This window comes from Shigella sp. FC1544 (assembly GCF_001722145.1).
In the GTDB taxonomy this organism is placed as follows: domain Bacteria; phylum Pseudomonadota; class Gammaproteobacteria; order Enterobacterales; family Enterobacteriaceae; genus Escherichia; species Escherichia coli.
Genome location: NZ_MECT01000560.1, coordinates 1 through 19,296, shown reverse-complemented (window position 1 = coordinate 19,296; position 19,296 = coordinate 1). Strand labels below are relative to the sequence as shown.

The 19,296-nt window shown below is 51.2% G+C and carries 14 protein-coding genes and 1 pseudogene; 5 read left to right on the top strand and 10 right to left on the bottom strand.

The features are described 5' to 3' along the window. The first annotated feature begins 5 nt into the window (after positions 1–5). Complete coding sequence (gene lysS, locus BGK49_RS21180) at positions 6–1,523, top strand: lysine--tRNA ligase (protein WP_000003068.1); 1,518 nt, start codon at positions 6–8, stop codon at positions 1,521–1,523. A 42-nt stretch (positions 1,524–1,565) separates the two neighbouring features. On the opposite strand, the gene idi is transcribed toward lysS, so the two are convergent. Next, entirely contained in the window at positions 1,566–2,114 is a 549-nt protein-coding gene (idi, locus tag BGK49_RS21175) for an isopentenyl-diphosphate Delta-isomerase (protein ID WP_001192790.1), read from the bottom strand. A 54-nt stretch (positions 2,115–2,168) separates the two neighbouring features. Between idi and BGK49_RS29915 the strand changes: the two genes are divergently transcribed. Then, positions 2,169–2,240 (top strand): protein YqfH, encoded by a 72-nt coding sequence (locus BGK49_RS29915; protein WP_120795390.1) that lies wholly within the window; start codon positions 2,169–2,171, stop codon positions 2,238–2,240. Here the strand turns inward: BGK49_RS29915 and yqfG are convergent. After that, a complete protein-coding gene (gene yqfG / locus BGK49_RS21170) occupies positions 2,237–2,362 on the bottom strand; it encodes a protein YqfG (protein ID WP_001050745.1) in 126 nt (41 codons plus the stop codon). The two genes, BGK49_RS29915 and yqfG, sit on opposite strands and share 4 nt — an antisense overlap. A gap of 1 nt (position 2,363) precedes the next feature. Beyond that, positions 2,364–3,812 (bottom strand): urate/proton symporter UacT, encoded by a 1,449-nt coding sequence (gene uacT, locus BGK49_RS21165; protein ID WP_024259665.1) that lies wholly within the window; start codon positions 3,810–3,812, stop codon positions 2,364–2,366. Between the two features lie 435 nt (positions 3,813–4,247). On the opposite strand from uacT, the pseudogene ygfT reads away from it, so the two are divergent. Further along, positions 4,248–6,166 (top strand): annotated as a pseudogene (ygfT, locus tag BGK49_RS21155) (formate-dependent uric acid utilization protein YgfT). After that, positions 6,166–6,654: a 4Fe-4S dicluster domain-containing protein gene (locus BGK49_RS21150; protein ID WP_000838425.1), complete on the top strand. Its 489-nt coding sequence runs from the start codon at positions 6,166–6,168 to the stop codon at positions 6,652–6,654. Before ygfT ends, BGK49_RS21150 begins: the two are co-directional and overlap by 1 nt. Before the next feature lie 35 nt (positions 6,655–6,689). On the opposite strand, the gene ghxQ is transcribed toward BGK49_RS21150, so the two are convergent. The 7 genes from ghxQ to ygfK all read right to left on the bottom strand — a co-directional run bounded on the left by ghxQ (position 6,690) and on the right by ygfK (position 19,082). Beyond that, on the bottom strand, positions 6,690–8,057 hold the full coding sequence (gene ghxQ, locus BGK49_RS21145; protein WP_000012163.1) for a guanine/hypoxanthine transporter GhxQ: 1,368 nt from the start codon (positions 8,055–8,057) through the stop codon (positions 6,690–6,692). A gap of 35 nt (positions 8,058–8,092) precedes the next feature. Next, the gene (gene guaD, locus BGK49_RS21140) at positions 8,093–9,409 is read right to left on the bottom strand and encodes a guanine deaminase (RefSeq protein WP_005044108.1); all 1,317 of its coding nucleotides are present in this window, start codon (positions 9,407–9,409) and stop codon (positions 8,093–8,095) included. Positions 9,410–9,426: 17 nt separating this feature from the next. Further along, positions 9,427–10,827, bottom strand: coding sequence for a xanthine/proton symporter XanQ (gene xanQ, locus BGK49_RS21135; protein WP_001280171.1), 1,401 nt, complete (start codon positions 10,825–10,827; stop codon positions 9,427–9,429). 164 nt (positions 10,828–10,991) lie between these two features. After that, on the bottom strand, positions 10,992–13,886 hold the full coding sequence (locus BGK49_RS21130; RefSeq protein WP_069375831.1) for a molybdopterin-dependent oxidoreductase Mo/Fe-S-binding subunit: 2,895 nt from the start codon (positions 13,884–13,886) through the stop codon (positions 10,992–10,994). Continuing rightward, entirely contained in the window at positions 13,883–14,662 is a 780-nt protein-coding gene (gene ygfM / locus BGK49_RS21125; RefSeq protein ID WP_000572471.1) for a molybdopterin-dependent oxidoreductase FAD-binding subunit, read from the bottom strand. Before ygfM ends, BGK49_RS21130 begins: the two co-directional genes overlap by 4 nt. A 50-nt stretch (positions 14,663–14,712) precedes the next feature. Next, positions 14,713–16,047 (bottom strand): putative aminohydrolase SsnA, encoded by a 1,335-nt coding sequence (ssnA, locus tag BGK49_RS21120; protein WP_000906232.1) that lies wholly within the window; start codon positions 16,045–16,047, stop codon positions 14,713–14,715. 2 nt (positions 16,048–16,049) lie between these two features. Further along, positions 16,050–19,082 carry a putative selenate reductase subunit YgfK gene (gene ygfK, locus BGK49_RS21115; RefSeq protein WP_032335817.1) on the bottom strand — a complete coding sequence of 1,011 codons (3,033 nt, stop codon included), beginning with the start codon at positions 19,080–19,082 and terminating at the stop codon, positions 16,050–16,052. 49 nt (positions 19,083–19,131) lie between these two features. Here ygfK and BGK49_RS28390 point away from each other — a divergent pair. Beyond that, positions 19,132–19,296, top strand: a 165-nt coding sequence (locus tag BGK49_RS28390; RefSeq protein ID WP_047664789.1) for an IS1 family transposase, incomplete at its 3' end; no start/stop codon positions are given.

Here is a 19,296-nt window from a genome sequence, read left to right as displayed (position 1 = left end):
CCAACATGTCTGAACAACACGCACAGGGCGCTGACGCGGTAGTCGATCTTAACAATGAACTGAAAACGCGTCGTGAGAAGCTGGCGAACCTGCGTGAGCAGGGAATTGCCTTCCCGAACGATTTCCGTCGCGATCATACCTCTGACCAATTGCACGCAGAATTCGACGGTAAAGAGAACGAAGAACTGGAAGCGCTGAACATCGAAGTCGCCGTTGCTGGCCGCATGATGACCCGCCGTATTATGGGTAAAGCCTCTTTTGTTACCCTGCAGGACGTTGGCGGTCGTATTCAGCTGTACGTTGCCCGTGACGATCTTCCGGAAGGCGTTTACAACGAGCAGTTCAAAAAATGGGATCTCGGCGACATCCTCGGCGCGAAAGGTAAACTGTTCAAAACCAAAACCGGCGAACTGTCTATCCACTGCACCGAGCTGCGTCTGCTGACCAAAGCACTGCGTCCGCTGCCGGACAAATTCCACGGCTTGCAGGATCAGGAAGCGCGCTATCGTCAGCGTTATCTGGATCTCATCTCTAACGATGAATCCCGCAACACCTTTAAAGTGCGTTCGCAGATCCTCTCTGGCATTCGCCAGTTCATGGTAAATCGCGGCTTTATGGAAGTTGAAACGCCGATGATGCAGGTGATCCCAGGCGGTGCCGCTGCGCGTCCGTTTATCACCCATCATAACGCGCTGGATCTTGACATGTACCTGCGTATCGCGCCGGAACTGTACCTCAAGCGTCTGGTGGTCGGTGGCTTCGAGCGTGTATTCGAAATCAACCGTAACTTCCGTAACGAAGGTATTTCCGTACGTCATAACCCAGAGTTCACCATGATGGAACTCTATATGGCTTACGCAGATTACAAAGATCTGATCGAGCTGACCGAATCGCTGTTCCGTACTCTGGCACAGGATATTCTCGGTAAGACGGAAGTCACCTACGGCGACGTGACGCTGGACTTCGGTAAACCGTTCGAAAAACTGACCATGCGTGAAGCGATCAAGAAATATCGCCCGGAAACCGACATGGCGGATCTGGACAACTTCGACTCTGCAAAAGCGATTGCTGAATCTATCGGCATCCACGTTGAGAAGAGCTGGGGTCTGGGCCGTATCGTTACCGAGATCTTCGAAGAAGTGGCAGAAGCACATCTGATTCAGCCGACCTTCATTACTGAATATCCGGCAGAAGTTTCTCCGCTGGCGCGTCGTAACGACATTAACCCGGAAATCACAGACCGCTTTGAGTTCTTCATCGGTGGCCGTGAAATCGGTAACGGCTTTAGCGAGCTGAATGACGCGGAAGATCAGGCGCAGCGCTTCCTGGATCAGGTTGCCGCGAAAGACGCAGGTGACGACGAAGCGATGTTCTACGACGAAGATTACGTCACCGCACTGGAACACGGCTTACCGCCGACAGCAGGTCTGGGAATTGGTATCGACCGTATGGTAATGCTGTTCACCAACAGCCATACCATCCGCGACGTTATTCTGTTCCCGGCGATGCGTCCAGTAAAATAAGCATTACGTTATGCTAATAACCCCGACAAATGTCGGGGTTTTTTAATTGTGCTGCGCGAAAGCAGACAACAATTTTCTTGCTTCACTATTGGCTGCCTGCATTACCATCCACGGACTGAACGCCCACGGCGTGGCATCAATACCGTGTAATACATCTGCTAAATCACACCATTGATAATCCATCACTTCATCATCGTTGATCTGTAACGCACTGTTGGTGCGTGCGGCAAATACCGGACACACTTCATTTTCCACAATGCCATTCGGATCGGTGGCGCGATAGCGAAAGTCAGGATAGATAGATTCAGGAGGCGTAATTTCCACGCCAAGCTCATAACGGCAACGGCGGATCACTGCGTCTTCGTTGCTTTCTCCCAGTTGTGGGTGCCCACAAACCGAGTTAGTCCACACGCCAGGCCATGCTTTTTTGCTCAGTGCGCGGCGGGTAACTAATAATTGCCCCTTGGCATTAAACAGCCAACTGGAGAACGCGAGATGTAAGAGGGTGTCTGCCGTGTGTGCGGCATACTTTTCCAGCGTACCCGTGGGAACTCCCTGTGCATTCAATAAAATGACGTGTTCCGTTTGCATAATTTCTCACATGTAATTCTGATCACTCATCATTATAGATAATTGAAGAGTGAAATGATTAACCAAGTGAGCGTTTATCGACAACCGCCCGTTTTGAGCGGATGCCGACAGGTAAAAACCATTTAAAAAAGTAGCATCATATATTTGAAGCGACTTTCAATGGCCATTGCAACACAGTCAGAAATGACAGGAATAGAGAGAGTAAAAAGCAACAGCAGACTGAATATAGCGCGCATTAAAAGATTTATATTATTCTCCATGCTCATTTTTCTTCAGCTTGCGCATCAGAAGCCACATACGTACTGTCCTGACTTTTAAATCTTTATCAGAGACGGATTCCTTCACCAGGTCAGCATGATGCTGATAGCCATTAAAGAAGACGTTCAGCACAACGGCGCTAAGGGTTGCGAGCATAATGCCGCTATGTAGCAGCGGTTGCAGTACGGCCGGTAACTTAGAAAAGAAATCGTGAGAGAGCGTCGGAGTCATGCCAACGCCGAGACTGATCGCCACAATATAGAGGTTGTAACGGTTGGTGGTGTAGTTACAGCGCGACAGAATTCGAATCCCTGTCGCCAGTACCATGCCGAACATCACTAGACCAGCGCCGCCCAGCACAAATTGCGGAATGGAGGCTACCAGCACCGCCATTTTTGGCACCATGCCAAACAGGATTAATATAATTCCCGAAGAAATACACACCCAGCGGCTATGAACGCGCGTCACGCTAACCAGGCCAACGTTTTGAGAAAATGACGTGTGGGGGAAGCTGTTAAACGTGCCGCCTATCATTGTCCCTACGCCATCGACACGCAGCCCGCGAATAATATCGTGTGAAGAGAGTTTACGACCGACTATTTCACCCAGTGCCAGGAACATCCCCATCGACTCGATAAACACGATGATTAACACGGCAGTCATGGTCAGAATGGAAACGGGATCGAAAATCGGCATACCAAACGACATCGGGGTGACAATCGCAAACCACGAGGCATCATGTAGCCCGGATAAATTGACTTCATTCATCATCCACGAAAGTAAAAAGCCAAATACAATCCCCAGTAATACGGCGACGTTGGACATAAATCCTTTCGCATAGCGAGTAATGAGCAAGATAAAAATTAAGACGGCAAAGGAGATACCTAAATAAACGGGATTACCATATTGCGGATTCCCTTTACCTCCGGCGGCCCAGTCAATACCCACCTGAATGATGCTAAGTCCGACAGAAGTAATAACCACACCGGTAACCAGTGGCGGGAATAAAGGCATCAAGCGACCGATAAGTGGCGCTAATAATGTGGTGATAAAACCCGCGGCGATAGTGGCACCAAATATCCCCAGCAGGCCAATATCCGGGTTCATCCCAATGGCTATCATTGGTGTTACAGCAGCAAAGGTCACCGACATAATCACCGGCAGGCGGATCCCCATAAAGCGGCCGATACCGATACATTGCAATAATGTGACGATCCCGCAGCAAAAGAGATCCGAGCTAATGAGCATCGCAATAGCTTCTTTTGAGAGGCCCAGTCGGTCACCAATCATAAGAGGAACAGCGACTGCACCTGCGTACATGACAAGGACGTGTTGCAGACCGAGTATGATCAGCTTTCCTGGTGATAATATGCGGTCAACCTCATCAGTTGGGCGGTCTTGCCCAGAAGATGAGAGAAGTTGGGAATCTATGGCGCTCATCAGTGTTTCTCCTTTCGCCCGCCAGAGTAAAAAGAAACCGTTTACGTTAATGAAACTGTCTAAACACATGCTCGTGGAGTGCCAGTTTTTGCGAGGAAGGGGAGTTAGAGACAGGAATTGCGGAGGCAATCACATAATCGTGGTTAAACCACGAAAATGAGAAGAGAACCTGACAATGGAATTATCTGTAATTTTCTCATATTGATATTTCATTAATCATTCTGGCATGTCGTACTCTCGCATTTAATCGTTTTTATCTGGATAGCACTCTTTTGATCGGCAATGTTGAAATAATGAAAGCGGCATAGATTGAGGGGCAATAATTTGAACTCAGTCGCAAAATTATAATTAAAACGGTCATGCTACCTAATATATGCCCGTTTATTGCATCGCGAAATTTGAGAAGACATAACTCATTAAATGAAAGGGATGCAAATGAATAAGTTTATCGCTGCTGAAGCTGCGGAATGTATAGGCTGTCATGCTTGTGAAATTGCCTGTGCGGTGGCACACAATCAAGAAAACTGGCCGCTGAGTCACAGTGACTTTCGACCGCGTATCCACGTTGTAGGGAAAGGCCAGGCTGCGAATCCGGTGGCCTGCCATCACTGCAACAATGCCCCTTGCGTTACGGCTTGTCCGGTTAATGCTCTGACTTTCCAGTCCGATAGCGTACAACTGGACGAGAAAAAATGTATTGGTTGTAAAAGATGCGCAATCGCTTGCCCCTTTGGCGTCGTTGAGATGGTCGATACGATTGCGCAGAAATGCGACCTTTGTAACCAGCGCAGTTCCGGCACGCAAGCCTGTATTTAAGTCTGCCCAACACAGGCGTTACGACTGATGGACGATAAAGGGCTACAGCAGATAAAGGTGGCCCGCCAGCGCAAAACGGCAGCAGGAAAAGCGTCATCAGACGCTCAGCCATCTCGCAGTGCAGCGATGCTCCCTGTTAACTCGCGTAAAGGCGCAGATAAAATTTCAGCGAGTGAACGGAAAACCCACTTTGGCGAAATCTATTGCGGGCTGGATCCACTGCAAGCGACTTATGAGAGTGACCGCTGTGTTTATTGTGCCGAAAAAGCTAACTGCAACTGGCATTGCCCGCTGCATAACGCTATTCCGGATTACATCCGTCTGGTACAGGAAGGAAATATTATTGAAGCGGCAGAACTTTGCCACCAGACCAGTTCCTTACCAGAAATCTGCGGCAGGGTATGCCCACAGGACCGTCTTTGTGAAGGAGCATGTACTTTGAAAGATCACTCTGGCGCAGTCACTATCGGTAATCTGGAACGCTACATCACCGATACTGCGCTGGCGATGGGCTGGCGTCCCGATGTCAGCAAAGTTGTTCCCCGTAGCGAAAAAGTGGCGGTGATTGGCACTGGGCCAGCAGGGTTAGGGTGTGCTGATATTCTGCGCGCGCAGGAGTTCAGGTTGATGTCTTTGATCGCCATCCAGAAATTGGCGGTATGCTGACTTTTGGCATTCCTCCTTTCAAACTCGATAAAACGGTATTAAGCCAGCGGCGAGAGATATTCACCGCAATGGGAATCGACTTTCATCTCAACTGTGAAATTGGCCGCGATATTACCTTTAGCGATTTAACTTCTGAATATGATGCAGTTTTCATCGGCGTGGGGACTTACGGGATGATGCGAGCAGATCTGCCGCATGAAGATGCGCCCGGTGTCATTCAGGCTCTACCGTTCCTGACTGCCCATACCCGCCAGCTCATGGGATTGCCGGAGTCTGAAGAGTATCCGCTGACGGACGTGGAAGGTAAGCGAGTCGTGGTATTGGCGGTGGCGATACGACAATGGATTGTTTGCGGACTTCCATCCGCCTCAATGCCGCCAGCGTGACCTGCGCGTATCGTCGTGATGAAGTCAGTATGCCGGGCTCGCGCAAAGAGGTGGTTAATGCGCGCGAGGAAGGTGTCGAGTTTCAGTTCAATGTTCAACCGCAATATATCGCTTGTGACGAAGATGGGCGTTTTAACTGCGGTGGGCCTGATTCGTACCGCCATGGGTGAGCCGGGGCCGGATGGTCGCCGTCGTCCTCGTCCGGTTGCGGGTTCAGAGTTTGAATTGCCCGCCGATGTTCTCATTATGGCCTTTGGTTTCCAGGCGCATGCCATGCCGTGGTTGCAGGGCAGCGGAATTAAACTCGATAAATGGGGCCTGATTCAAACCGGTGACGTCGGGTATTTACCTACCCAGACGCATCTGAAAAAAGTCTTTGCTGGTGGGGATGCAGTTCATGGCGCGGATCTGGTTGTCACTGCAATGGCCGCAGGAAGGCAGGCGGCGCGCGATATGTTAACTCTGTTTGATACGAAGGCATCGTGATGAAATCGTTAATTATCGTTAATCCGGCTGACTGTATTGGCTGCCGTACTTGTGAAGTAGCCTGTGTGGTCGCTCACCCTTCAGAACAGGAGTTGAATGCCGATGTCTTTTTACCCCGGCTGAAGGTACAGCGACTGGACAGCATCAGTGCGCCGGTGATGTGCCATCAGTGTGAAAACGCCCCTTGTGTTGGCGCTTGCCCCGTGGGGGCGCTGACGATGGGCGAGCAGGTGGTGCAGACCAATTCTGCCCGTTGTATTGGCTGTCAGAGTTGCGTCAGTGCGTGCCCGTTTGGAATGATCACCATTCAGTCGTTGCCGGGGGATACCCGGCAACAAATCGTGAAATGCGATCTCTGTGAACAGCGGGAAGAGGGGCCAGCCTGCGTTGAATGTTGCCCGACACAGGCGCTGCAGTTGCTTACTGAAAGAGAACTCAGGCGAGTCCTCCAGCAGCGTATTGTTGCCAGCGGTGAGAATCCTCTCTGAAAGAAATCTCCGCGCTGAAAGGCGCGGAGAATCTCTTAGATTGCCCAACCACCCGCGTAAAACGCGACCAGTGCAGCAGTAATGATCACTGTACCAATATTCAGCTTTTGCCATTCGCGTGCAAAGACGCGGCCTACGACCAGTGTCACAAAGCCCAGCATAATACCGGTAACAATATTACAAGTCAGAACGATGAACACGGCACACACCAGGCCAGCCATAGCGTCAATAAAATCATTGAAATCCAGCTTCGAGACGTTACTTAACATCAGCAAACCCACGTACATCAGAGCGGGGGCAGTGGCGTAACCAGGGATCAAAAATGACAGCGGTGATAAAAACAGAATTAACAGGAATAACGCCCCCACTACGGTTGCGGTCAACCCTGTTTTACCCCCGGCGGCGGTTCCTGCCGCTGATTCGATATAAACCGCTGCGGGCGCTGCGCCCACCAGGCCGGAGAATATTGAACTTACTGAGTCACTGGTCAGGGCTTTGCCGCCGTTGATGATCTGGTTGTCTTTATCCAACAAATTCGCCTGACCGGCGACGGCACGGATGGTGCCAGTAGCGTCGAACACTGCGGTCATCACCAATGCCAGTACACTCGGAAGTACAGTTGGCTGGAGTGCACCCATAATATCGAGGCTGAAAATCAGAGACTTACCATCTTCGCCAGTCAGGCTTGGCATCGCCACCAGACCGTGGTACTTCACCGCTGGATCAAAGATTAAGCCGATGATCGAAATTGCAATAATCACCAACAAGATCCCGCCGGGTACGCGACACTTCTCCAGACCGAAGATGACCGCCAGCCCCAGCAAGCTCATCATCACCGGGAAGGAGGTAAACGCACCGAGCGCCACTGGCAAGCCTTCAATCGGGTTTTTGATAACCATACCCACACCGTTAGCAGCAATCAGCAGCAGAAACAGGCCAATACCGATACCTGTACCATGAGCGATACCCATCGGCAAATTACGTAAGATCCAGGTACGCACACCGGTTACGGAAATGGCGGTGAAGATGACGCCCATCAGAAATACCGCGCCCAGTGCGACAGGAACGCTAATTTGTTGCCCGAGTACCAGACTGAATGCGGTAAACGCCGTCAAGGAAATCGCGCAACCAATCGCCATTGGCAAATTGGCCCATAATCCCATCAGCAACGAGCCGAAGCCCGCGACCAGACAGGTGGCAACAAACACAGCTGCGGGAGGAAAACCTGCTTTGCCCAGCATTCCCGGAACGACGATAACGGAATAAACCATGGCCAGAAAGGTCGTTAAGCCAGCCAGTACTTCCTGACGAACGGTACTGCCACGAGCGGTAATTTTAAAATAATTATCCAGCGCGCCCTGTGGCTTTGGTGCGTCCGGTGTTTGTAGGATGTCTCCAGACATAATGATGTCCTCACGAGGATGTTAAAGTTTTATTATTAGTTGCGTTCGTACACCAGACGACCATCAACGTAGGTGCGGTAGCTCGAACGGTCATCGCCCAACGTCATCATCACGAACAATTTGTCGACTAAAGAAACAGAGTTGTCATAGCGCAGCTGCTGTAGCGGAGTGGCGGTGGGTTCCATCACCACGAAATCAGCCTCTTTGCCAGGTAAAAAGTTGCCAATCAAATCGTCAAGGCCCAGAGATTTCGCTCCGCCGAGCGTGGCCAGGTAAAACGCTTCATATGCCGAGAGGCGATAGCCTTGTAATTGCAACACTTTGTAGGCTTCGTTCAGCGTTTGCAGCATGTTGAAAGTGGTTCCGGCACCGATATCCGTTCCCATGCCCACTTTAACTTTCTTCTGCCATGCTTTTTTCAAGTTGAATAAGCCGCTGCCGAGGTAAAGGTTGGAGGTCGGACAGAAAGCAATGCTGGATTTGGTTTCGCTGAGACGATCCCACTCTTTTTCTTCGAGATGGACGCAGTGAGCAAAGACACAGTTTTTACCGGTCAGGCCGTACTGATGGTAAACACCCAGATAACCATCATGGTCAGGATAAAGCGATTTCACCCAGGCAATTTCATCTTTGTTTTCACAGAGATGGGTATGTACCCACGTATCCGGATATTCTTCTTTCAGGCGTTGCGCCATCGCCATCTGTTCAGGAGATGAGGTAGGGGCGAAGCGTGGCGTAATCGCATACAACAGACGACCATTTTTGTGCCAGCGTTCGATCAGTTCTTTGCTTTGGTGATAGCTGCTTTCGGCAGTGTCTAGCAGATAATCCGGTGCGTTGCGGTCCATCATCACCTTACCGGCAATCATACGCATATTGATATGACTGGCGGCTTCAAACAGCGCATCAACGGATTGCGGATGAACAGTGCCAAACACCAGCGCCGTGGTGGTTCCGTTACGTAAAAGCTGCTTGATGAAGAACGCCGACATTTCGCGGGCGTACTCTAAATCCTCATAACGACGTTCAGTAGGGAAGGTGTGTTTATTCAACCACTCCAGCAATTGTTCACCATAGGCCCCCACCATTTCACTTTGCGGATAATGGATATGTGTATCGACAAAGCCCGGTACTATCAGTTTGCCGCGATAGTCGCGCACGCGAATAGTGTCAGGAATTTGATGCTTTCCGTCTTCCCATTCGCCAAACCATTCCACTTTTCCCTGTTTAATGAGTAATAAACCATCCTCAATAAACCGCAGCGCAGAGGCAATCTCTTCCGGGTTATCTACCGTACGGGTGACATCAATAAAACTGCCTCGTACCGCTTTTAACGTGTGTTCTCCTGACATCATTGACTCCTTTACTGTTAATCCATCTCTTCCGCTGAGGTAATACCAGGCAGAACGTTTTCCTGTCGGTAGCCACCAGGGAGGATAATATTTAATAAAATCGCAGTTAACCCGCCAGCACAAATAGGGTTTTCAACTAATACATAAATAGAGGCTGGCAATATTTTAAAAATTTCGGGATCGTAGGAGACGCCAAGCCCTAAACCTAAAGAAGTGGCGACAATAAGTGTTTCACGGCGCTTTAAACCGTTGGTGATGATGATGCGAATCCCTGCGATTGCAATTATGGAAAACATCAACGTCATTGCGCCTCCCAGAACTGCCGAGGGAATGGTCGTGAAGAAGCCGCCAATCATCGGAAATAAGCCGAGGATAACCAGCATTACCGCGATGGTTCGCCCGACATAACGTGAAGCGACGCCAGTCATCTGAATAACACCATTATTTTGCGCAAACGTGGTTAATGGTAATGAACCGACAGCGGAGGCGATAACAGAAACCAGACCATCTGCCAGCACGCCGCCTTTCAGTCGGGACTGATACTCTTCCCCCTGAATGGGGCGGCGGGAAACCATTGCCGTGGCGGTGATATCGCCGACTGCTTCCAGCACGCTAAGCAGATAAATCGTGCCAACCACCAGGAACTGATGGAAGCTAAAACTAAAGCCGTATTTGAATGGATGTGGGATGGTGATTAACGGCAAATTGCGCATACTGCTGAAATCCACCATGCCCAGGCATAACGATGCGATATAGCCGACACATAGCCCAATAGCGATCCCTCCCATGCGTAGCAACGGACTGCGACAGCAGTTAAAGCCGATCACCACAATCAAAACCAATAAACCAACGCCGAGATGTTCGTAATTGCCGAAGGTACCGCTGCTTTTGGCAGCAAATCCTCCACCAAAATCAATAATGCCGACTTTAATCAGGCTTAAGCCGATCATCAGTACCACAATACCGCTGACAGTAGGCGTAATAACCCGACGTAAATAGGGCAGGATAAAAGAAGAGCCGACAACCAGAAATGCGCCAACGAAGGAGACGCCAAGAAGCGACGACATGATTAACTCTTCGTGAAAACCGTCGCTTTTCATGCTGCTGCCCAGCGCAATCATGACCGTAACAAATGAAAAATTGACTGACTGAATTGAGAGTAGGCCAGAACCGACGATGCCGTAGCGGTTTACTTGTAACCAGGTACCAATACCAGAGGCGATCATCGCCATTGAAACAAGATAGGCAGTTGTTTCAGCGGAAAGCTGTAAGGCCGCACCCACGATTAACGCGGGGGTTACCATCGGAACGAAAATTGCCAACAGATGGGTAATGGCACCAACGAGAGCCTGATGAAAGGGAGGGAGATCCTCCAGTTCAAATATAAGGTCAGAACCTGCATGGTTTATATCAGACATCCCTTCACTCCTTTTAAAGTAAATTTGATCATCTGAATTAGTAAAATAAATTCCCACGAATTTGGGGCGCAGGACGCCTTGAGAACGGCTTATCTCATTTTCGCAGTCACTATTTAGTCATCGTCCAAACAGAGAAACAGGCCGCCGAAGCGGCCATTTATTATTTATATCTTTTCCAGCGCGGTGAGTATTCTCTCCGGTGTGAAATGCCATTCGCGTAACCAGATGCCGCATGCATCGTGAATTGCGGTAGCAATCGCCGGAGCTGCGCCATTTACACCGATTTCCGAGATCGATTTCGCCCCGAACGGGCCGACTTTATCGTCGCTCGGCACCAGCACTGCGCGGAAATCACGCGGAATGTCACCAATTTTCGGTGCGCCGTAGCTGCGTAAATCACGCGTTAACGGGTGACCTTCGGCGTCATAAATGATCTCTTCGCTCATACTGTGGCCGATAGCTCGCAGGGTAGCACCGTAGATTTGTCCCAATGCTAATTCCGGGTTGACCGGTGTACCGCAGTCCAGCAAGGCGTAGAATTTATCCAGGCGGATTTCACCCGTACGCGTGTTGACGGCAACTTCAGCGAAGTTTGCGCCATACGGGAAGGCGAAATCAGGCGTGATATAACTGCCAGTTCCCACCAGTGAACCAAAGCCGGTGCCGGTTTCGCCTTTATGAGCAATATCCCCGAAGCTGACTTCGCCTTTCTTGCCGCGCACGACGCCCGGCGTTGCTAGTTGAACATCTGCCACTGGCTCACCCAACATTTGCGCGCCGTGGAACAGAATTTTCTCCCGTAGATTTTCCGCTGCCAAACGCGCCGCGTTACCCGAGAAGCAAGTACCGGACGAGGCATATGCGCCTTTATCAAACAACGCATGATCGGTATCACCGGAGATAACATGCACGTCCTGCGGTGGGCAGTGCAGCACTTCTGCTGCCAGTTTCGTCACTACAGTATCCAGACCAGTACCAATATCCGCACCGCCAGAATGAACGATAAAGGTGCCGTCCGATTCCAGTTTGATCATGCAGTTAGCCTGATCGATATCCGGGATACCCGATTTCTGCATGATAATGGCGACGCCGCGACCGATGTGCCAGTCACCATTTTGCGGTTTCGGTGACGACCATTGGATCATCTCGCGACCCTGACGCAGGATCTCTTCCAGTGCACAGCTGGCGGCGGAAGGAACGGAGGTCGGCGCTTTACCTTCACCGATTGCACCGAGAATTTTCAGCTCTTGCCCTTCGTGTACCCGGTTACGTTCGATAATTTCCAGTTGGTCGATCTGTAACTGTTCAGCCAGTTCCGCTAATGCCATGGTGATAGCGAAGTTACCTTTCGGTGCGCCATAACCCTGATAAGCACCATTTGGGCAAATGTTGCTGTAGTAGGTGGTGACCTGGAAATCGACGTTATCGCACGGATATAACGGCAGCGACAGCGCCGGTCCGTTACACGGTACGGTGAGTGAGTGGTTGCCGTAAGGGCCAGTGTTGGCGCGGAAATCCATCTTCACTGCCGTCAGGCGACCATCTTTTTTCGCTCCCAGTTTGACGGTGACTTTCGCGACGTGACGAGAGGTGTTAGCAATAAACTCTTCTTCACGGGTGTAGCGGAACAGTACCGGACGCCCGGTCACGCAGGTTGCCCAGGCGCACACTTCTTCCAGCAGGATGTCCTGTTTGGAACCAAAACCGCCGCCAACTCGCTCTTTAATGACATGAACTTTATGCTGTTTCATGCCCACGAGGCGCGCGACCTGGCGGCGTAAGTGCCATGGTACCTGGGTGGAGGCGTGGATAACCAGACGATCGCCGTCCATCCGGGTAAAGCAGATATGTGTTTCAGTCGGGCACTGCTGTGCCTGCGTTGAGTTATAGGTTCGCTCAATGATCACATCGGCATCGGCATCGGCATCGGCATCGGCATCGGCAAAGCCTTTGTCCATATCGCCAATATGACCATGAATACTGGCGGCGATATTTTTGCGAGGGCGAGAACCGATCGGGAAGTTGATGATCATATGCTCGCCGCGCTGGGCTGTATGGCTGTTATCGTCTTCCAGAGTATCTGGCGCACCAGCAACATACACCACCGGTTCATCGTGCACGACAGGCGCATCTTCCGCCATTGCTTCGTCGATCGACATTACCGGCTTAAGCACTTCATATTCAACGTCGATGAGCTTCAGTGCTTCGAGCGCAATTTCTTCACTTTCTGCGACGACCGCAGCAACACGATCGCCGACGTGACGCATTTTCTTGCCGAACATACGGCGGTCAAGCGGTGATGGTTCCGGTGCGCTCTGACCACCCGGGGTATAGTAGATATCCGGGCAATTCAGGTGAGTAATAACGTGAACGACGCCCGGTAAGGCTTCAGCTTTGCTGACATCCAGATGAGTAATCAGTGCGTGAGCGTGTGGGCTACGTAACATTTTAATGACGCAGGCGTCAGCCGTTACGCGGTCTTCAACATAGCAGGGTTTCGCCTGCACCATTTTCGCGGCATCAGTTTTAGGATAATGCTTACCAATGACTTCTAGGTCGTCACGGAAAGTCGGAGCGATATCAATGGTGGCCTGCGGATTATTTTTACGTGCAACCGCCAGTTCAATGACCTGATAGTATTGCTGCCAGCCAGCATCGCGGCTGAACAAACCAGAAAGCGCGTCGTCGATCTCTTCGCGGGTAGGTGCGGCGATGCGATCGAGAAGATCGGTGATAATCAGAGCTGCAGCTGGATCGTTATAACCAGACTGCACCACGCCAACATCAACCATTGCCTGTTGAACCAGACTTAACTCGTTCCATTTGCCCAGAGATTCTGCGGTACGAATATCTGCCTTCTCTAACTGTGCGGCAATAAGCAAGGACGCGTTAACGATATTACCGTTAAAGATTATTGCGTCAGAACCAGCAAACCCGAAGCCATCATCACTGTTGCGTACAGAGTGCATTCCCATGTTAAACAACAGCTTTTGCACGTTTTCGCCTGGATTAACGGTTAGCTCCTGAGGCGCGCCATTTAAAGTAAAGTGGATGATCATACGGCTTCCTCCTCAGCCTGTTGGCAGTCGGCATACAGGTCGGCTACCAGAACTCCCGTGATATAGCGTTTATAGGCCACGCTGCCCCGCAAATCTTCCTGCGGGAAAATGGCGTTGGCGACAGCCTGTTCAAGTGCATTGCCTTCCAGATTTTGTTTTTCGACATCATGCAGACGCAGTGCTTTACTGGCGACGCCATCCAGCGCAATTCGCATACCGTCGTGGTCTGTCATTGCAACGGCTGCCGTCACGACGGTTAAACCTGCCTGAGAACGGCTAATTTTGCGGGTCGCACAGGTGCGATACGGATCTTTAATGATAATTTCGGTTAGCAGGCGATCGCATGGGCAGGCCGGGTAGTCCTCGATTGACAGCGTTTCGCCGTTGCCAAAAACCAGTTCAGCATCCAGTGCCAACAGGACGGGAAGCAGCACCGACTCTTCCTGCCGGGCGGCGATTTCACCACCAATGGTCGACTGATTACGAACATGGCGTGAGTAAACAAAACCGAGGGCTTCACGCAGCGCTGCAGGAATAAATCGCGCATCACGCAGTGGCTGCAAGCGAGACATTGCGCCAATCCGCAGTGCACCGTTATCCCAGTCAACCCAGTCCAGTTCCAGATCCTGTAAGGAAATGGCAATCTTTTTATCGGTACGGGTTGGTGTAGCATTGAGTTTGCTGCCCCCGGCGAACCAGACGGCTTCATCCTGGTAGCGGCGCTTCAGTTCCAGCGCCTGTTCGACAGAGTCGGGCCTGAAAAATTGTTCAATCATCTTCTTTCCTTATTTAACCCTCTTCCCTGCGGGAAGAGGGCATCTGTCATTTATGCCAGCGCATCCATCCGACGCCACATACTGGCAGCGGCTTTTCTGGCTTGTGCATAAATGGAATCGCAATCGAAGTTAAACTGACGGTCTTCATAGACCATCACACCATTGACCATCACGCTGTGAACGCTGCCTGAGCCCATACCGAAAGCGATATGCCCGGCGATATTGTCTGCCAGCAGCGGCGTCGGTGAGTTGTAATCGCAAATGGTTAAATCAGCTTTGTAACCGGCTTCCAGAAGTCCAAATTTCGCGCCAAAGTTGCGGCTCATCAGTTCGTTACCGTTAGTCAGGGCTTTGGCAAAACTGTCAGGCCACAGCGGACCACCCGTATCGCGATGTTTAAAGAAGGCAAATTTCATCTCTTCAAACATGTCCGAACCAATGCCGTCCGTTCCCAATGCCAGGTTGCGGATGTCGCTAAGGTGATGGTTGTAGCCGACATGGTTGTTCATGTTTGAACGGGCGTTATGCACCAGGAACGCATCGCGCTGATTGAGTAGGGCGATGTCATCTTTCGACAAGTACAGCCCATGAGCGACCAGCGTTTTGCTGTCGATGAGATCGAATTGCGCCAGTCGTGCCAGCAGGTCTTTGCCGTACCAGTGGTGACTGTAGGAAACGTCGTAAAGGTCTTCCGCAGCGTGAATATGCAAACCACGGCCTGTGGCTTTCACGGCTTCACGCAGCATCTCCAGACCGGCATCCGGCACGGTAAACGGCGCGTGAGCACCGATATGTGCTTCCACCAGATACGGCTCGCTTGTCGCTTTCTTCGCCTCATCAATCAAACGGGCGAAACGGATGTTTTCTTCTACACCTTCCTGCAACTCTTTGATGCCGTTGTTACGGTCAGTAGTTTCAAAACAGGTCATTGCGCGCAGGCCAACTTTTAAAAATGCGTCGCGCAATGTGGAGAGCGACCCGCCGATATACGCCGGAGAGGCATGGTGATCGATAACCGATGTACATCCGCTCTTAATCGCTTCCAGGGAACAAATCAGTCCGCTGTAATAGAGCGACTCTTCATCAAGGGCGCGATCGAGCCGCCACCAGAGATTTTTCAGCGTTGAGATGAAATCCGGGCAGGGGGCGATGTTTGCCATAATTCCGCGGGAAAGCCCCGAGTAAAAATGGTTGTGCGAGCAGACAATTCCCGGCATCACAATCCGACCATGCATCTCTTTGTAGCTGGCATCGGGGTAGCGTTGCGTCAGGGCATCGCCGATAGCGACAATCACGTCATTTTCGATAGCGATAGCGATATCAACGCCTTCCTGCACTTTCGCCGGGTGTAACTGCACTGCGGTGACATTCTTCAGAATCAACATGATTACACCTCCACGCGGCCCAGCAGATAATGATGATGCTGGTGGACATGGCTGATGATGCGGCACATATCGTTCAGCTCCGGTGGTACGTTGTTAAACTGACCTTCGCTGTCGATGTTTAACACCCAGCTTTGGTTATTCAGACGTACTCGTACCCGGCAATCTTCCACAAGGAAGCCTGGGTTGCTGCTGTTATCAAAGTCTTGCGCCAGGCTGAAGACGGTGATTTTGTCTTTGTATGGTTTACAGTTCCACGGACAGAACTGAGCGCAGTTGCCGCATTCGTTACAGTAAGCGTCGAGGTGCAGCGTCTGGAATCTATTCTGGAAGCCAGGGACTGCAATGGAGACGTTGGCGCGGTTCGGGCAGACATCCACGCACTTGCTGCAAACGTAGTTACATTCAAGGCAGCGAGCAGCTTCCTGCGCGACAAACGCATCACGATCGTCACTGTTCATCAGCGTGATAGAGATATCGCCTTTACGTTGATAGATTTCCGCCGGATTGACGTTGTTCCAGTATTTATTGTTCTGGTGGGAACGGATATTTTCCCGACTAAGGATGGCATCGGTCGCCCGACGCGCGGTTCCGACAGCAGCGACAATGGAGGATGGTCCGCGCTGTACGTCGCCGATCATAAAGACGTCAGTCAGACGAGTTTCGCCATTATGGTCGACGTCTGGCCAGCCGTTTTTGTCCAGCGGTACGCCCATCGCATTCAGGGCTTCAGTATCCTGCTGTTCACCGATGGCGGTGATCAGACTGTCTACATGCAGTGTTACTATTTCGTTGGTTTCAACCGGACGGCGACGACCTTTCTCATCGGGTTCGCCAAGCGACATAACGCGCAAGGTTAAGGTGCCATCAGCATCGAAACATTCCGGATTATTCAGGAAACGGAACTCCACGCCGTCGTGCAACGCTTCTTCATACTCTTCGCGCCATGCGGGCATCTCTTGCAGTGAACGACGGTAAACGATCGTTGCTTTTTCTACGCCTGGAACGCGTAACGCCGCACGAGCGCAGTCCATTGCGGTGTTACCCGCCCCGACAACGACCACATGTTTGCCCAGCTTGAGCGCTGTACCCTTGTTGTATTCACGCAGGAAGGGGAGTGATTTCCAGACATTTTGGTTGTCGCCCGCCAGTTTCACACCGCTATTTTTATCAGTGCCGGTGGCAATCAGAACATAGTGGAAGCCCTGATTTTTTAACTGTTCAACGGTCAAATCGGGTGAGCAGCCATACTCAAATTTCACGCCGTGAGCGGCAACAAAATCGATATCGTGCTGAATTAACTCTGCAGGAATACGGAACTGAGGAATGATATTTTTCACCACGCCGCCCGCATTGGCTTCGCGTTCAAACAGCGTAACCGGATGGCCCGCTCTGGCAAGGAAGTAACCTGCTGCCAGACCCGCCGGACCTGCACCAATCACGGCAACCGGATGGCGTGAACCAGAACCGGCTGGTTTGTGCCAGCGTTGCTTATATTCATCCCAACCTTTTTCCAGCGCGACTTTTTTCAGTTCGCGGATATTCAGCGCACTGTCGTAATCCAGGCGGGTACAGTTGTATTGGCACTGGTGATCGCAAATATGACCGGTAATGGCGGGCAGAGCGTTGCGTTGGTAGATGAGTTCCAGCGCGTCGGCATAGCGGTGTTCGCCAAGCAGACGGATGTATTCCGGAATATCTTGCTTGATAGCGCAGGCAGTAACACAGGGGGCAACGTAGCAATCGGTCAGCGGCAGGTCTTCTGCCACTTCAATACGCTCTTCTGGCTTCCAGTGTTTCTGGGTGTATTCCATGGTTAACGCGTCTGCTGCCAGTCGGTTCAGTCGTTCGACGTCAACATGGTCAAGTCCCCAGGCGTCGGAGCCTTCCAGCTCGCGCATGCAGGCACTTAAGCGCAGATAGCCGCCAGGTTTCAGCAGATCGGTTGCCATAGTAATAGGGCGAATACCAGTATCAAAAATATCGCGGATAGTCAGCTGACTGGCACCACCGGAATAAGAAATGAGCAGTTTGCCGTCAAAGGCGCGAGAGAGAACTGCTGCAACATTGATGGAGAGCGGGAACAGCGCACGGCCTGACATATACATCTCTTCACCAGGCAGTGCGCCTTTATTGTTGATGGTGCCGAGAGTGTTCGTCAGTTTTACGCCAAAGCCGAGTGATTTTTCTTTTGCCAGTGCCATCAGGCGTTCCAGCATTTCCAGCGCTTGCGTCAGCTTGAGGTCGTGATCAAATGACTCTTCTTTTAAGCCTATGTAACCGAAACCGCAGATATCGAGGATCTCACGAACACGCGCGTACCCCAGTAATGTCGGGTTGAGTTTCACAAAGGTGTTGAGCCCTTTTTCTTCCAGCATGTAGCGGCAAATGGCTTCGATTTCATGCGGAGGACAGCCGTGCATGGTGGAGAGGGTGACGCCCTGCACCATACTGGTGGGGATGCGAGCGGGTAAGGCTTGCAAGCTTTCGCGTTTTTCCTGCAATCCGTGGCGGGCTAAAAATGCGTCATCCTGGAGTAATTTATTCAGCGTATCGCGATATTGCGCGAATTTCGGATGGTCAGATGCGTCCATCATATTGTCGATGAACTGTTGCATTGGCGGTTGCTTAATACCTTCGAGGTTGTAACCGACGCTCATATTAAAGATGAACGATTTACCGGAATCAGAAGGTTGGAACATCGCTTCGAGAAGGTGCAGGGCAAACCAGGCTTTGAGGTATTCATCCCAGGCTTTAAGCAGGGTAAATTCGGTAGACCATTCGGTGTTAAAGCACTCGTCTTCGGCATCAATACAGGGCTTTTCCAGCTCCAGGCGGTCAAGAATTTGGACGGTTTTTAGTTCGATGAAACGTCCGCCAGTCAGCCAGGAAGTGACAATATTTTGCGCGAGCTGCGTGTGTGGGCCAGCGGCAGGGCCGACGGGAGTGGCACAGGTTTCACCGAAGACGCTAACAGTTTTACCTTTTACAGGTGAGTAAAACTGTTGCTCGGGAATACCAAAGATTGAGCGGGTAATGCTGCCAACTTACTGATTTAGTGTATGATGGTGATTTTAAGGTGCTTGCGTGGCTTCCATTTCCATCAGATGTCCTTCCTGCTCCGCTACTGAAGGCGTGGTGCGTAACGGCAAAAGCACTGCCGGACATCAGCGCTATCTCTGCTCTCATTGCCGTAAAACATGGCAACTACAGTTCACTTACACCGCCTCTCAGCCCGGTACGCACCAGAAA

What these genes read in the sequence shown, in the direction of transcription:
- lysS (WP_000003068.1), top strand. Translation starts at nt 6, where the DNA reads ATGTCTGAACAACACGCACAGGGCGCTGACGCGGTAGTCGATCTTAAC.
- idi (WP_001192790.1), bottom strand. Translation starts at nt 2,114, where the DNA reads ATGCAAACGGAACACGTCATTTTATTGAATGCACAGGGAGTTCCCACG.
- uacT (WP_024259665.1), bottom strand. Translation starts at nt 3,812, where the DNA reads ATGAGCGCCATAGATTCCCAACTTCTCTCATCTTCTGGGCAAGACCGC.
- BGK49_RS21150 (WP_000838425.1), top strand. Translation starts at nt 6,166, where the DNA reads ATGAAATCGTTAATTATCGTTAATCCGGCTGACTGTATTGGCTGCCGT.
- ghxQ (WP_000012163.1), bottom strand. Translation starts at nt 8,057, where the DNA reads ATGTCTGGAGACATCCTACAAACACCGGACGCACCAAAGCCACAGGGC.
- guaD (WP_005044108.1), bottom strand. Translation starts at nt 9,409, where the DNA reads ATGTCAGGAGAACACACGTTAAAAGCGGTACGAGGCAGTTTTATTGAT.
- xanQ (WP_001280171.1), bottom strand. Translation starts at nt 10,827, where the DNA reads ATGTCTGATATAAACCATGCAGGTTCTGACCTTATATTTGAACTGGAG.
- BGK49_RS21130 (WP_069375831.1), bottom strand. Translation starts at nt 13,886, where the DNA reads ATGATCATCCACTTTACTTTAAATGGCGCGCCTCAGGAGCTAACCGTT.
- ygfM (WP_000572471.1), bottom strand. Translation starts at nt 14,662, where the DNA reads ATGATTGAACAATTTTTCAGGCCCGACTCTGTCGAACAGGCGCTGGAA.
- ssnA (WP_000906232.1), bottom strand. Translation starts at nt 16,047, where the DNA reads ATGTTGATTCTGAAGAATGTCACCGCAGTGCAGTTACACCCGGCGAAA.